This window comes from Chryseobacterium sp. 'Rf worker isolate 10' (assembly GCF_050753305.1).
GTDB lineage: Bacteria > Bacteroidota > Bacteroidia > Flavobacteriales > Weeksellaceae > Chryseobacterium.
The window spans coordinates 356,957-370,826 of sequence record NZ_JBOZOF010000004.1 but is presented as its reverse complement, the minus strand read 5'-3'; the positions used below and the strand labels follow the sequence as shown (position 1 = coordinate 370,826).

The 13,870-nt window shown below is 36.1% G+C and carries 15 protein-coding genes; 6 read left to right on the top strand and 9 right to left on the bottom strand.

The features are described 5' to 3' along the window. Positions 1-18: 18 nt before the first annotated feature. Genes LKL37_RS19655 through tssO form a run of 3 tightly spaced genes read right to left on the bottom strand, consistent with a single transcriptional unit; the run spans position 19 to position 2,053 of the window. Complete coding sequence (locus tag LKL37_RS19655) at positions 19-930, bottom strand: PKD domain-containing protein (RefSeq protein WP_431612132.1); 912 nt, start codon at positions 928-930, stop codon at positions 19-21. Positions 931-979: 49 nt separating this feature from the next. Next, positions 980-1,504: a type VI secretion system transmembrane protein TssO gene (locus LKL37_RS19650; RefSeq protein WP_431612131.1), complete on the bottom strand. Its 525-nt coding sequence runs from the start codon at positions 1,502-1,504 to the stop codon at positions 980-982. A gap of 12 nt (positions 1,505-1,516) precedes the next feature. Next, the gene (tssO, locus tag LKL37_RS19645) at positions 1,517-2,053 is read right to left on the bottom strand and encodes a type VI secretion system TssO (RefSeq protein ID WP_431612130.1); all 537 of its coding nucleotides are present in this window, start codon (positions 2,051-2,053) and stop codon (positions 1,517-1,519) included. A 179-nt stretch (positions 2,054-2,232) separates the two neighbouring features. Here tssO and LKL37_RS19640 point away from each other — a divergent pair, with 179 nt between their 5' ends. The 5 genes from LKL37_RS19640 to LKL37_RS19620 all read left to right on the top strand — a co-directional run bounded on the left by LKL37_RS19640 (position 2,233) and on the right by LKL37_RS19620 (position 6,938). Beyond that, entirely contained in the window at positions 2,233-2,904 is a 672-nt protein-coding gene (locus tag LKL37_RS19640) for a response regulator transcription factor (protein ID WP_431612129.1), read from the top strand. Between the two features lie 317 nt (positions 2,905-3,221). Further along, on the top strand, positions 3,222-3,512 hold the full coding sequence (locus tag LKL37_RS19635; RefSeq protein WP_002984212.1) for an HU family DNA-binding protein: 291 nt from the start codon (positions 3,222-3,224) through the stop codon (positions 3,510-3,512). 366 nt (positions 3,513-3,878) lie between these two features. After that, on the top strand, positions 3,879-5,438 hold the full coding sequence (locus LKL37_RS19630; protein ID WP_121489982.1) for an Rne/Rng family ribonuclease: 1,560 nt from the start codon (positions 3,879-3,881) through the stop codon (positions 5,436-5,438). A 168-nt stretch (positions 5,439-5,606) separates the two neighbouring features. After that, entirely contained in the window at positions 5,607-6,074 is a 468-nt protein-coding gene (locus LKL37_RS19625; RefSeq protein WP_431612128.1) for an OsmC family protein, read from the top strand. A gap of 213 nt (positions 6,075-6,287) precedes the next feature. Next, positions 6,288-6,938 (top strand): response regulator transcription factor, encoded by a 651-nt coding sequence (locus LKL37_RS19620; protein ID WP_431612127.1) that lies wholly within the window; start codon positions 6,288-6,290, stop codon positions 6,936-6,938. 353 nt (positions 6,939-7,291) lie between these two features. Here the strand turns inward: LKL37_RS19620 and LKL37_RS19615 are convergent, their stop codons facing one another. The 6 genes from LKL37_RS19615 to LKL37_RS19590 form a co-directional block, all read right to left on the bottom strand. Next, complete coding sequence (locus LKL37_RS19615; RefSeq protein WP_431612126.1) at positions 7,292-8,803, bottom strand: carboxypeptidase-like regulatory domain-containing protein; 1,512 nt, start codon at positions 8,801-8,803, stop codon at positions 7,292-7,294. An 11-nt stretch (positions 8,804-8,814) separates the two neighbouring features. Then, positions 8,815-10,179, bottom strand: coding sequence for a CsgG/HfaB family protein (locus LKL37_RS19610; RefSeq protein ID WP_431612125.1), 1,365 nt, complete (start codon positions 10,177-10,179; stop codon positions 8,815-8,817). Positions 10,180-10,203: 24 nt separating this feature from the next. Next, on the bottom strand, positions 10,204-10,614 hold the full coding sequence (locus LKL37_RS19605; protein ID WP_121490108.1) for a curli production assembly/transport component CsgF: 411 nt from the start codon (positions 10,612-10,614) through the stop codon (positions 10,204-10,206). An 11-nt stretch (positions 10,615-10,625) separates the two neighbouring features. Then, positions 10,626-11,357, bottom strand: a complete 732-nt coding sequence (locus LKL37_RS19600; RefSeq protein WP_431612124.1) for a CsgE family curli-type amyloid fiber assembly protein — start codon at positions 11,355-11,357, stop codon at positions 10,626-10,628. Positions 11,358-11,367: 10 nt separating this feature from the next. Continuing rightward, on the bottom strand, positions 11,368-11,766 hold the full coding sequence (locus LKL37_RS19595; protein WP_431612123.1) for a hypothetical protein: 399 nt from the start codon (positions 11,764-11,766) through the stop codon (positions 11,368-11,370). Between the two features lie 118 nt (positions 11,767-11,884). After that, positions 11,885-12,703: a hypothetical protein gene (locus LKL37_RS19590; RefSeq protein WP_431612122.1), complete on the bottom strand. Its 819-nt coding sequence runs from the start codon at positions 12,701-12,703 to the stop codon at positions 11,885-11,887. A gap of 513 nt (positions 12,704-13,216) precedes the next feature. Between LKL37_RS19590 and LKL37_RS19585 the strand changes: the two genes are divergently transcribed. Next, positions 13,217-13,846: an NUDIX hydrolase gene (locus LKL37_RS19585; protein WP_431612121.1), complete on the top strand. Its 630-nt coding sequence runs from the start codon at positions 13,217-13,219 to the stop codon at positions 13,844-13,846. The last annotated feature ends 24 nt before the right edge of the window (positions 13,847-13,870 follow it).

The following is a 13,870-nucleotide window of genomic DNA, read 5'->3' as shown; positions in this document are numbered from 1 at the left end:
CCGTAAAACCGGATGATGTTATTTGCTTTGATTGATTTCTACTTTGGTTACACAGTTCTGTGTATCATCCAGATTTACTTTTACTGTCTGAATCACCGTATTTTTGTCAAACTGAAGACCTGCACAATACATGTAGAAGTTATTCACTTTGCTTTCATTCACCTTTACCACTGTATTTTCATTGTTACACAGGTAGGTTTTCAACAGATAATTGTAATGCATATTGAAGCTGTTACCATTGGCAATCTGCTGAAGGTGGTATTTGAAATCGTTATCTACTTTTGCATAAGAATCTTCTACGGATACTTCCTCTTCTGCAAGAGCATCATAAGCCGGAAGAATTTTGATACGGTGGTAAATAGGCTCCTGAGTTTCTTCAGTATATAGAGTTACTACGTAGTCACCAGGTTTTTTATAAGAATAGAATGTAAACTTATCTTTAGAATCTGTATTTCCTGTTTCTCCAAATTTCCATGCAAATTGTTTTGCTTCAGAAACGGCACGGAAAGGTACGTTTTCATTTTGCATAGCCTGAGAAGCCGCTTCGATAGTAGTGGTGCTTTTTGCTGTATCTTTTGCTTTCTGAACGCTTCTTGCGCTTACCATTACAGGGAAAGATTTCGTGTACTTATTGTCTACGATCAAACTTACCTGATAGTATCCCGGTTTGTTATAGAAGTGAATTCCGCTGTTTTTGTCTGAAGTAGTACCATCTCCGAAATTCCATCTTTTGGTTTTCGCAAACTGGGTCTTATCTTCGAATAAAAGCGTGTCTCCTACCGCCAGTGAAGACGGATAAACCACTCCAACAATATCATCGGCAGAATGGATTACCTTTTTCTGCAGCCATAGTGCAACCAGTGCCGCAATGAGCAGCGTTGCAACTACACCAATAATAATGTTCTTTTTGTTCTTTTGAAAATAATTCATAGTTAGTAATTGTGATGTGTTTTATGTAAAGTTCCTAGTATTTACTTGCTTACTGCATTCTCGCTTTCAGATCCTGCTCACGCTGATAAAGCTTATTCTGCTTGTCTTTGAATCCGATTCTGCATTCATCTACCTGCTTTTGGAAAATTTTAATGTCTTCAGAAGTTGTTGAGATGACTTTTTTGTCATCAAAATACATTTTATAGAATTTAGCAATCTGAGGGTAAGCATCTTTTCGGATGTCTACTACATCAGTGCCATTAAAATAACTGTTAAGGTCATTGACTCCAAGCTGAATATTATTTTCCACAAAAGGCTGTGGGCCATCATTGGTAAGCTTGGTAATCATGGAATAAGTACTGTCCATGATCGGTAAAACAACTTTTTGATGCTGTTCAAATTCAGCTTTCTGTTCCAGATTCTGAATTCCTCTTACATCTTCATCAGAAAAGGGAGATACAAATCCTTTTAAAAAGATTACTCCCAAAAATAACATAGCAGTCACAAGCATCAGTATTAAATAAAAAAACTGATAATGCCTTTCTTTCTTAGATAGTGTGATTTGTCCTTGCATTTCTTTTCTTTTTTATCTTCTTCTTTTACTTCCTGTAAAATTTCTCGTAGGGTCTTTTCGAAGTTCGTTGTTGGTCACTTTTATTTTACCCATACATTCATCCAGATCCCTTAATACCGTTTTCTTCTGGTATTCTACTTCGATGATTTTAGCTTTTAAAGTCATCATCGGTACGATCTGTTTCATCAATACAGCATAATGCTTAAAACTCTGGGCACTGTCTTTTCCCATAATATTTTTAGCATCTCTCACGTTATCCATAATACTGGTTCTGAGGAACACGTCATTCTCCACCTTATTAATACTAAGCTGGTTCATTTTGTCGTAAATATCATCAATGTGGTCTCTCAGTACGTCACTTCGAAGCATCAGTTCTTTATAGGCTTCAGCTTCCCGGCTGATCCCTTCCCGCTGTATATCATAACTCTTAAAGAAGAGAAATAAGCACGAAAAAGTGACAACCGACAAAACGACAAAAGACAGAATAAACTTCCAAATGCCTACTCTGACGTCAGATTTGTTTAATTTTTTTTCCCTGTTAGAAGACATAATTTGCGATTTGTTTGGCCTGTGAAAGTATAAAAAAAAAATTTTATGCGCAATACGTAATTTCCCTACGCTTGTTTCGTGAAAACCCTGATTAATTTAATATTAATTTCCTCTTTGATAAGTTTTTCATACATTAGACCTCTAAATTTTAAATATCATTCGCCAAATCGATATTAAGAATGAGTAAAATATTATCTAATACCGTGCGTTTTTCTATTGCTGACAGTGATTTTTATTTTAAAAAAATAATGATCAAAACACTTATGGAAAACCCTTTTTATATGCTTCTGAACGACTGTAACAATGGACACGAACTTGTAAACAGAATCTACAGAAGACAGGAAGATGTATTCATCATCGAACTCTTTATGCCGGTATTAAGCGGAATTGAGGCTATCAAATACATCAGAAAAAACAATACAGAAACTCCTATCATCACCTATTCCGGTACTTACCAGGAGGATATGGCTGAAATTCTTTCCAAAATTCCCAATATTTATTACTGCCAGAAAAAAAGTACAATTATAAAGGATATCATTAAAGGAAGCATTGTTTCCGAAGACTTTGATTATCAAGCTTATTCCAAGGAATGGGAGCAGCAGCCGCTTGCTGTACAGGAATATATGGACAGGCAGAAAAAGGGGCAGGAAGAGCTTTCTCCCGCTGAAATACAGCTGATGAGATTCTGTTATGAAGGCTTCAGTAATAAAGAAATTGCAGAAAAACTGAACCTGAGCACAAGAACTATTGACACATATATCAACCGGCTTACAGAAAAGCTGGGACTAAAAACCAAGCTTCATCTTATCCGTTTCTGTGTAGAAAATGGATATTACAACTCCAGCTTGTAAAAAAATTCTGTTATTACATTACGATCTTAAATTTCGTGTAAGAGATGGGGCATACAAAGGTATGTTAACTTTAAAATAAAAGAGAAAAAAACCTTCTGAGCCTACTCCTACTGGTATTTATTAAATTTTGTTCATTGATTTTTTGTATCTTTATCCCGTTACATTATTTTATTGTTAAATTATTGCGAGCCCGCCTTAATATAGTATATACATTAAAAGCTCAACTATTTGAATAAAAATATTTTGCCACTAATTTGCTAGTATTCAATTTTTTTAACTAAATTTGCACACCTAAAATTTAAAATTAAAATAAGGAAATGACAAAGGCAGAATTGGTAAACACCATCTCAAATAAGTTGGGAACAGAAAAGAATGAAACACAGAAAGTTGTAGAAGCTTTTATGCAGGAGATCAGAACTTCTATGTATAATGGGGATAACGTTTATCTAAGAGGTTTTGGATCTTTTATCATTAAAACAAGAGCTGCTAAAACAGGAAGAAATATTTCTAAAAACACTGCAATTGAGATTCCTGCTCATAACATTCCTGCTTTCAAACCTTCAAAATCTTTTGTAGAGAAAGTAAAAACTAAAGTTGCAGTAAAATAAGAACATTAACTGAATATTAACTAGTTACTAAAAAATTAAAATTATGCCAAGCGGAAAGAAAAGAAAAAGACACAAGGTTGCGACTCACAAAAGAAAGAAAAGAAGAAGAGCAAACAGACATAAGAAAAAATAATCTCCTCTTTTCGAGATTTACAATATAATAATATAGTTGGTGGATTTAAATTCTTAAAGTTCACTAACTATATTTTTGTTTGCAACTATAAGATTCCTCGGAAAACGGAAACTTTCAAATATTATTTTAATAAACATATAATGGTTTTCATTCAAAATCCTTATATTTAATAGATGAATTAATCTAGAAAAACATCCACTTCCTATAATCTTAACAATTTTATCTTAATAAAAATGAAGAAAGAACTAATAGTTTCGCATGAAGATGATCTTACAAAGATTGCACTGCTGGAAGACGGAAGACTATGTGAACTTCATGAGCAAGAGGACAAAAGCGATTTTATAGTTGGAGATCTGTTTATAGGAAAAGTAAAAAAACTAGCACCCAATCTGAATGCGGCATTCGTCAATATTGGATATGACAAGGATGCATTTCTGCATTATCAGGATCTGGGGCCTCAGTATCTTACATACAGAAAGTTTTTAAAAGACACTATTTCTAAAAAACAAAGCACTTCAAGCTTAAAGAATTTCGAGATACAACCCGAAATAGACAAAAACGGAACAGTAGATAAAGTAATCGCCAAAGATGATCTGGTTCTGTTACAAATTACCAAAGAACCAATTTCTACAAAAGGTCCAAGAATTTCTACCCAGATTTCACTCACAGGACGTTTTCTGGTTTTAATTCCTTTCGACAATAAAGTTTCTATTTCCAAAAAAATCAGAAGTACTGAGGAAAAAGAAAGACTGAGAACTCTTATCGACAGCATTAAGCCTGAAGGTTTCGGAGTCATTATCAGAACTGTAGCCGAAGGAAAAAAAGTAGCAGACCTTCATAATGATATGAACCAGCTGGTTCAGAAATGGGAAAGCACTTTTAAAAACATCCAGAGAAATAAAGTTCCGTCTAAAGTTTTAAGCGAAGAAGACAAAGCTTCAGCTATTTTAAGAGACAATTTTAATCAGGATTTCGTTAACATCATCTGCGATGACGAGCAAATGGTAAATGAAATGACAAATTACGTGGAAGTAATTGCCCCTGAAAAGAAAAATATTGTCCAGTTTTACGATTCCCATATTCCTCTTCTGGAATATTATAATGTTGAAAAACAGCTTAAACAGAGCTTCGGAAAACACGTTAACATTCCGAGTTCTAAAGGAGCCTATCTTGTTATTGAACACACAGAAGCCCTTCACGTTGTTGATGTCAACTCCGGTAATAATATCACCACCGGAACAGCCGTCAACAAAGAGCATGCACTGAAAGTGAACAAAATGGCTGCTACTGAAATCGCAAGACAACTTCGCCTCCGCGATATGGGAGGTATCATTGTAATCGATTTCATAGACATGCCGAATTCTGATCACAGAAGAGATCTTTACGAGCATCTAAAAGAGGAAATGAAGCGCGACAAAGCCCGCCACAAAATCCTTCCTCCTAGTAAATTTGGTCTGATCCAGATCACCAGACAAAGAAACCGTCCGGAAAAGCAGATCGACACCAAAGAAGAAAACCCGAACAAAGACGGAGAAATTGTAGCTCCAATTGTTATCGTGGAAAGAATGGGTGAAACCTTAAGAAACATCCTGCAGAAAGAAAAAGGAAAAATCTACCTGCATGTACATCCATTTGTGGAAGCCTACCTTACAAAAGGCATCAAAAGTATCCAGATGAAATGGTTTATCAAATACAAAAAATGGGTAACCATTGTACCAAGGGATTCTTTTAAATATTTAGAATACAAAATCTACAATGCCAAAAAAGAAGAATTGATAGAATTCTCTAATTAAAAAATTTAAAACCTTCAGTTTTCTGAAGGTTTTTTTATTGTGCATTTATAAGTATAGAATATGATTTATAATTTAAGTTTTGGCTAAAGCTGATGATTTTTTTATTTTTAATGGCGGGCTAAAGCCCCCCCCCTATTGAACGCTAATAATATCTTTTATATTTTAATTATGAAAAACCACCATTACAAAATCACCGTCCAATGGACAGGAAACCAGGGAACCGGAACCAGCAGCTACAGAGATTACGAAAGAAACCATACTATTTCAGCAGAAAATAAAGTCATTATTGAGGGTTCGTCTGATCCCGCATTCCGTGGTGATAAAACGAAGCACAATCCGGAAGACATGCTGTTATCTTCACTTTCATCATGTCATATGCTTTGGTATTTGCATTTTTGTTCCGAAGCCGGCATTATTGTAACAGATTATACTGATGAAGCAACAGGTATAATGGCACAAACACCTAATGGAAGCGGGTATTTTACAGAAGTAATTTTGCATCCTACGGTAACCGTTGCAGAGGAATCTATGAAAGAAAAAGCAGAACAGCTTCATCATAAAGCTAACGAATATTGTTTCATTGCCAACTCGGTTAATTTTCCCGTAAAGCATATCCCTACCACGTTAGTTATATAGTACCACATTTCAAATTGCATCTCCAAAACAATGATTAATACTAGATTTTAACAACAATAACTCCCAAAAACTCCACAAAAAGAGAATTATTTAATGAAAAATCAATAAAAATAATGTTTTACTATCAATAAAAACACAATAATTTGAAAATATTTATCAATTTTATTCAAAATGTAAAGTTTTTTTCCTATTTTTATATAAACAAAACAGACCATGATGAAACCAAGATTGACCATTTTTGATGAACCCATGCTGTATACAGAGGGATTATCAAGACTACTTTCACAAAGTAATATTTTTAGCACTATTGACATTTGTAATTCTTTAGAACCCCTCACCAAACGTTTAAAAGATCAACCTCCGGAAATGCTTATCATGAGTTCCAACATGCTTATGCTGACGGAACTCTGCAAACTGACAGAAAATATCATTTCTGAACATGGAAATATGAAAATCATTATCATAGGAAGCTCTTATGATGTGATTGACATCCGGAAACTCTTCAACAAAGGCATCAAAGGTTATCTGGACAAAAACTGTACATATGATGAATTCCTGAAATCCATCAATATCCTACTCCTTAATGAAATCTATATCTGCGATCATGCCAAGGAAAAAATGATCAGCTTTATCAGCAGCGAACAGGAAAAACCCAATCCTCATATCAGAGAACCTCTTACCCGCCGCGAAATGGAAATCCTTAAGCTTATATGTGACGGAAACAGCAGTAAAGATATCTCTGAAAAACTTTTTATAAGTATCAATACGGTAGAAACACATCGAAAAAGAATTCTTTTGAAACTCAATGCAAAAAACTCGGTCGGAATTGTAAAATATGCTATAGAAAATCATATCATCGACTGAAATTCTTCCATGAACAACTCGAAAAAATTCCAAACTTTACAGTCTGGAATTTTTTTTGCGCCTGAATTCGGTCTTGTGACTCAGAATCAGACAGACAACTCATTAATAAACTTTATTTAAGGCTGGAAGTGAGACAAAGAGATTGAAAACCGGACTACTAAAAACGTATATTGCTTAGACCTTATTATTTCATTTGCAAACAACCCGAATTTCCAATCTCAAGCTTACATTCTGGAACTTTAAACCTTAAAACCTGGACTTTATAGTGGTAATAATCATGTCTTATTTGAAAAGTCCATCAATTAAATGTCAATGAAAATGATAAACAACATTAAACTTAAAAACATTCAACTTTATTCATAATCCGGCATTTCTCCGTTACTGAAAAGCGAGGTACGGGTAAGATCTGTAAGACTACTTGATAAATCAATGACCATCACGTTTCTTTGCGAAATATTATCATTGGAAGTATTCATAAAAATGATCTGCGCATTATTTGGTGAAAACCTTGGATCAAGATCATTGGTTCCCATCACTTTTTCGCTTTGAGAAGAGATATCACTTACAACATCAGTAGCCAGGCTATAAATAAAGATATGTGAATCCAGCTGACGGTAATTTCCGCTTCCATCCATATATCCTGAAATATCCCGGGTAAAGAGAAGAAGCTGTCCGTCTACAGAGAAATTCAAGCCGCCACTCGCTCCGGCAGAACCGGATAATACGGTTTTAAGAACATTTCCCGTAGTATCTATAACATAAATTTTGGTGTTATAACCGTTGTAATCATTGGTTTTCAATGCTATTTTGCTACCGTCATAGCTCCAGTCGCATTCGGAGATCATGCTTCCGTCCGGAGTGGTATATACCAGCGTAAGACCGCTTCCGTCTTTATTGATCCTATACAGTTTATTAAAATTAGCATACATAATCTCCTTACCATTTGTACTCCAGGAAAAATCCATTTCGTAATTGTTAAAACCAGCTACAGGAACCGTTGTTACTTTAAAAGGATTGGAACCGTCTGGATTGGCTGTATAAATATGAGTACTTCCACCTTCTGTACGAAGGAATGCTATAAGACCTGCATTATTGTTTTTACGTGGCCTCCAGCTGTTGTAGGAAGAATTAGTAAACTGAAAGTTATTTCCCTGATCATCACTGGAAATAATGACGAAGTTTCCATTCTGTTTTTGGGTATAATGATACCTGTTGGCGGGAACTGTATTGGTGGTAAATTTACTGATAGAGCTTAAAACTGGCTGGTGAATGCCGTCCGAAACAGACACCTGCCAGAAGTAACTTACACCAAACTTCAGATTTGAAAGCGTATAGTGGTTAGCTGTCAAATCATTAACCTGAATCACATTAGTGTCAAGATTATTTTTAATTGTTAAACTGTATTTTAAAACATCCGCTGTATCCGGATCTGTTGCGCTCCAGGTTAGTTCGACGCTTAAAGGTTGATTTACTGCGTTATCTATCGGACTTAACAACTGTGGTGTAGCAGGAGGAGAGTTCAATGACGTATCATCATCCATCTCAAAAACTACCGTTACCACCTGGTTTTCGTTTTGTATATTGACTGACTGAAAGCTTGTGATATATCCTGAAAGTTCTGCTTTCACAGAATAATTTCCCACCGGCATGGCTGCGATTTCAAATGAACCATCTGTACCGCTGAATACCGTCTGTGTCGTAGGATTTGTGAAAATTTTCACATTAGGAATCGGCACATTACTGCCTCTTTTTACGACTTTTCCTTTTAACATTCCTGTTTGAGCCTGTTCTACAAGGTCTTCATTGCATGAAAACAGACAAAAAGCAAAGATGAATATGCTGAGTATTTTAATTAAAGTTTTCATAATTCGTGTTTTTATTTGTTTCCGAAGTAAAAATTGATTCCTATACCAAAGCGTAAAGCCTGATCTTTTCTTTTTCCGTTCACAAGGCCTTCCCAATTATCTTTGAAGCCCATGTCATATTGGGCGGAAGCTCTCAGAGAAACATTCCTGCTGATCATATATTCCAGCCCTCCTCCAAATTGTGCTTTATATTGAGGTTTGTATTTTGAATACATCGCTCCTGCTCCACCGTACACGTATGGACTGAATCTGTATTTTGGAAAAAGCAAATATTCCAGATTCACTTCAGGACCGTAATAGTTTCTTTTTACAATATTTGAATTTTCAAGAGTAAAATAATTGCCATTTATTTCTACATTCAGGTAAGGAGTCAGGAAATATTTGAATCCCACTTTTCCTCCTACGTTCATTTTAGGACCTACATAATCATCCCGTACTTTCTGTCCTTCAATATTGGCAAACATGGAAAATTTCTGTCTGTAATTATCCGGATATCGACCACCAACTACTCTTCCGTCATTTCGTTCCTGTTCATTGTTATATTCATTGATTAAAGTTTGGTAGGGTCCATTAGGATCTACTGCTTTGCCCCAAATTTTATCTCTGATTCCTTCTACGATCAAAGATTTCACCGCTTTTTCAATAGCTTCGGTTACAGCAAGCTGCACAGGCTCATTCTGAGTGAGACCTACCTCAGCTTCAAGAAGTCTTTCCGTATCAATATATCTGAAAAAGCTTCCGTTTACGCTGGTTGAAAGAATAGTTTTGGAGGTATAAACAGTTTTAAGAATCTCCCCATTAAGCGTAGAAACTGCACGAAGGTAAATGGTAATTCTGTCCTGACGATACTGTGTAGAAGCCCCGATACCGAAATATCTGGCCCCAAGCCCTCCTGTAAGAATATTACTGTCATAGGAAATGACACCGCCTTCAAGAAGAATTCCGGCGTATAAAAGAGGAGGAAGTGCCTGGCTGTTTTTGTCTGCATCCTTTATATACTCCTGACGTGTGGAGCGGATGATTTGTCTTTCGTTGAGAAGATTGGCAATGTTTTCCCTTTCAATAGGGATAAACCAATGGCTGTCTTCTAATGCTTTAATGAGAATGGTAGTGGTTCCCTGAGGAACTGCCGTGCTCCAGTTGTTCCCATTTTCGGAAGGTTTGTACTGGCCGGTTTGATCTCTGAATTTGTAGACTCCTATTACAATCTTCTCTTTAGGAAGCGGGAGATTTTTCAATTCTGCGGTAGAAGAGGTAACCTCTCCCATCGTTGGTTTTTCGGGATCCGAAGGTAAACCAAATATTGAACTGCAAGCCTGCAGAACACATAGCAGGAAACTACAGAAAAAGATTCTGGTGTAAGTGTAGGTTGTCATGGTAAGTTTATTTTTAGTTATTTCCTATTTCGGAATTACGATCTCGGACTGATCGCCATTGCTGGTATCCAAAATATTGATTAAAAGTCCCTGATTAGTATTGGTAATTTGTAAATAAAGTGATCCAAAAAGATAGTTTCCGGGCTTTAAATTTCCATCACCAAACTGTTCATCAAACAGTTTTCTTGAAAGTTCACTGAGAATTTGTCTGTTCAGACTCTGGGTAAAACTGTCAAGAGAGTTTACACGATCCAGCAAATTGCTGTAATCATTTTTTTCATCAAATTGATTTTGTGCATTAGCAGAGCTTAAAAGCCACTGATAATTAAACGTATCTCCTCCGAAAGCCGGATTCACCGGTTTATAGACGAGCTGCTGAGATTTTCCGTAGAAAATACCCGCGATAAAGGTCAAAATAATCATAAAGGTTTTCATGGCGGACATTTTTAGTAGATAAATTCATTTTTAATAAGGTTTTTCTTAGCATTAAATTCCTTGATATATTTTAAGCTGTAGGCCAGCTGTTCTTTCAAATAGTCTTCAGCGGGATTGGTCATAAAACTGTAAATAATTTTATCTTCAATCTGGATATTGATCTGGCCGCTTGTCCCGCGAAGAGGAAGTTCTGTAATGGTAACAGCGCTGCTGCTTTTATCCGGAAGCTGACTGTACTGCATATAGAACAGATCATAAAAATCTTTTCCCACCTTGGTTTTGGTTTCATCAATAGTAAGCCCTCTCAGTTCATAGGCAGCATCTTCTTCTATCTTTGCTGTTTTCTTTTTAAAAAGATCACTGTTCAGTTCCAGGCTGTCCTTGGCTACCAGCTTTTGTGTTTCTTCATCCCTGACATAAAGAAAGGCTTTCAAAGCATCTTTTGACTCAAGGTTTACACTGATCTCTGATAATATTTTGACTTCATTCGGGTTGACAGAAAATTTACCACTCTGCTGATTGTTTGAAAGATTCCCGCCGTTTCCTTTTTTAATAGAAACCAAAAGGTAATTCAGTTCCTTATAAACAGTAGTATTATTCATGACAATAGCTTTCAGTATAATTTGATTTTCAAGGAGGCTGCTCTCTATTCTTGCATTTACTTTTTTATCTTCCTGCCCATATACCCATACAGACAGGAAGGCAAAAAAAGTGCTCAGGCTTAGGGAATATAAAAGTTTCATCATTTGTGTTTTAGTAGTTTCGCATGAAAACCGTTTTGTTATCCCCTTTTACATTGATCTGAATTCCGTCTGAAATACTGTTGCTTCCCGTAACATCAATGATATTGTTGTTTCCCTGTGCAGTAACGGCAGCTTTCGTTTCTTTATCTGTAAATGAATTGATAAAATAGAGGGTATTGAAATCTCCCAGCTGTTTTACTACAATATTGGTTCGGGCGTTAAGAGAAAGTTCAGCATTATTATAATCACCCATCTGAATGATATTGGAACCATAGGAACTCTGATCTGTCTGCTGCCTGGCTATAAGATTAAAGATTGTATTACTGTTTACCTTATCCCAGTCTATTTCCTGTGCCTGCAATCGCATGATTGCGAAAAGAGCAAATGCACTCCATTTTAAAGTAGACATAACCTGTTTTTTTGTATTATACATTCATGTAAGCCAGAGAAAAGCGAAGGTAAAAAAGGAGAAACACTGCAGTTTCTCCTTTACAATTTTCTAAGATTTACAGTATGTGTTATAGGGCTTAATTGGATTGATTCACAACCATGGAGTTTCCATTACCCATCTGAGTTCCTACATGGATGTGAGAATCACCGCTCTGAGATACCCAGGTAAAGTTACCGTTACCCATTTGAAGGTCAATAGCAGTGTTAGAATCTCCTATCTGGAACTGATAAAGTTGGTTGGCGTTACCAGTCTGTACTCCTACAGAAGTATTATCATCTCCTACCTGAACTGAAGCGGCGATATTACCGTTTCCTGCCTGTGCATGAGTAGCGCTGTTATCATTACCATCCTGATACTGAACAAGAATATTATTAGCACCTACCTGAACTCCAGTGGCATCATTTCTTCTTCCAAGCTGAATCTGATACGCTTCATTACCGCTACCTACCTGAATAGCCGAAGCATCATTTCTTCTTCCGTCCTGATATTGAACGACTGAGTTTCCTAATCCGATCTGTACCGAAGAAGCATCATTTCTTCTTCCGATCTGAGTTTGTTCTGTAGAGTTAAGTACTCCAAGCTGCCATGTTGAAGCCGAGTTTCTGTTACCCATCTGCATTACTTCATTTGAGTTTCCGATACCCACCTGATCCACATCTATAGAGTTTCTGTTTCCGATACTTTGCGCATTATTGACATTTAAAATTCCAACCTGATCAATATCTGCAGTATTACGATTCCCTGTTTGTGTAAGAGAATTGATGTTCAAAAGACCAGTCTGGTCCACAGTAGCAACGTTTAAGTTTCCTGTTTGGGTAGTTACATCAATATTGAATTGTGCAAATCCGAAACTCATGGCGAATAGTGTAAGTACACCTGTAAGTAAATTTTTCATCTTAGTAAAAATTAATTGGTTAATAGTAAGGCAAAGGTAGCTTCTACACCAAAGTGAAAAACCACCATCAAAGTGTAAATTTCAAAAGTCACGGTTTATAGTTGGAGAGGTCACTATTTGCCGTTGTACAGATATCATTGTTTTCAGTGACGGGAAAATACGGTAGTGAATTATTATCCAAAAGTAAGTCTGTTAACTGTGAATATTAAATGGTTTACAAGCACTATTACCAATCAATATTTCACTTTTAGCATAATATTAAAACATCACAGCGCAGGGTTTTAAACTCCTTACCATCACCATACATTTTTATTCACCCGGGAAGTAAAACTGACTGTTGAAATTAAAGAGTTAAGTTTTTAAGGTTAAGATTATAAATTTTATTTCTCGTTGGCCATGCTGATCTGTTTTTGAAGTATAACTCATTCCAACCATCTTTTAATCCTAATTTCTGCATAGGTTAATTAATGTTAAGGCATTTATTTCTTCAAGATATATTGTTAAATTTGAGGTATGGAAAATTTTGGAAAAGATTTATTAAGAAAAATAAAAAGTGTAGAACTTCCCGGTGAACATGCACATGGGGTTTTCTCACCTCCTTACCGACCTGTTTTTACTTATGATGAAGTATTGGCAAAGAATCCCAAATTCGCTGCTGTTAATATTGTTTTATATTTAAAAGACAACGAGTGGTATTTTCCATTGATCCAAAGAACGATTAATGAGCACGACAGGCACAGCGGGCAGATCTCACTGCCTGGAGGAAAACGTGAGGAAATGGACAGAGATTTTGCTGAAACCGCAGTTCGCGAAACTTCTGAAGAAATCGGAATAGACAAACATTATGTAAGGATCATCAGAGAGATGTCTCCGATCTATATTCCGCCAAGCAATTTTTATGTGTACCCTTATATCTCTTATACTAAAAAGGATCCTACCTTCATTCTTCAGCAGACGGAAGCTGTAGAAACAATAGAATTTCCGATCACTTCCTTTCTAAATTTGTCAGATACCCCCGAACTAATGGCTCTGCCCAGCGCAAGCGGGCATGAAGTTCCTGTGATCAATTTTAACGGATACATTATCTGGGGTGCTACAGCGATGATATTAAGTGAATTCAGCCAGTTGCTGAAAAAAATGTAACTTTGCACTACCGTGTTTAATTGA

What these genes read in the sequence shown, in the direction of transcription:
- LKL37_RS19655 (WP_431612132.1), bottom strand. Translation starts at nt 930, where the DNA reads ATGAATTATTTTCAAAAGAACAAAAAGAACATTATTATTGGTGTAGTT.
- LKL37_RS19650 (WP_431612131.1), bottom strand. Translation starts at nt 1,504, where the DNA reads ATGCAAGGACAAATCACACTATCTAAGAAAGAAAGGCATTATCAGTTT.
- tssO (WP_431612130.1), bottom strand. Translation starts at nt 2,053, where the DNA reads ATGTCTTCTAACAGGGAAAAAAAATTAAACAAATCTGACGTCAGAGTA.
- LKL37_RS19640 (WP_431612129.1), top strand. Translation starts at nt 2,233, where the DNA reads ATGAGTAAAATATTATCTAATACCGTGCGTTTTTCTATTGCTGACAGT.
- LKL37_RS19635 (WP_002984212.1), top strand. Translation starts at nt 3,222, where the DNA reads ATGACAAAGGCAGAATTGGTAAACACCATCTCAAATAAGTTGGGAACA.
- LKL37_RS19630 (WP_121489982.1), top strand. Translation starts at nt 3,879, where the DNA reads ATGAAGAAAGAACTAATAGTTTCGCATGAAGATGATCTTACAAAGATT.
- LKL37_RS19625 (WP_431612128.1), top strand. Translation starts at nt 5,607, where the DNA reads ATGAAAAACCACCATTACAAAATCACCGTCCAATGGACAGGAAACCAG.
- LKL37_RS19620 (WP_431612127.1), top strand. Translation starts at nt 6,288, where the DNA reads ATGATGAAACCAAGATTGACCATTTTTGATGAACCCATGCTGTATACA.
- LKL37_RS19615 (WP_431612126.1), bottom strand. Translation starts at nt 8,803, where the DNA reads ATGAAAACTTTAATTAAAATACTCAGCATATTCATCTTTGCTTTTTGT.
- LKL37_RS19610 (WP_431612125.1), bottom strand. Translation starts at nt 10,179, where the DNA reads ATGACAACCTACACTTACACCAGAATCTTTTTCTGTAGTTTCCTGCTA.
- LKL37_RS19605 (WP_121490108.1), bottom strand. Translation starts at nt 10,614, where the DNA reads ATGAAAACCTTTATGATTATTTTGACCTTTATCGCGGGTATTTTCTAC.
- LKL37_RS19600 (WP_431612124.1), bottom strand. Translation starts at nt 11,357, where the DNA reads ATGAAACTTTTATATTCCCTAAGCCTGAGCACTTTTTTTGCCTTCCTG.
- LKL37_RS19595 (WP_431612123.1), bottom strand. Translation starts at nt 11,766, where the DNA reads ATGTCTACTTTAAAATGGAGTGCATTTGCTCTTTTCGCAATCATGCGA.
- LKL37_RS19590 (WP_431612122.1), bottom strand. Translation starts at nt 12,703, where the DNA reads ATGAAAAATTTACTTACAGGTGTACTTACACTATTCGCCATGAGTTTC.
- LKL37_RS19585 (WP_431612121.1), top strand. Translation starts at nt 13,217, where the DNA reads ATGGAAAATTTTGGAAAAGATTTATTAAGAAAAATAAAAAGTGTAGAA.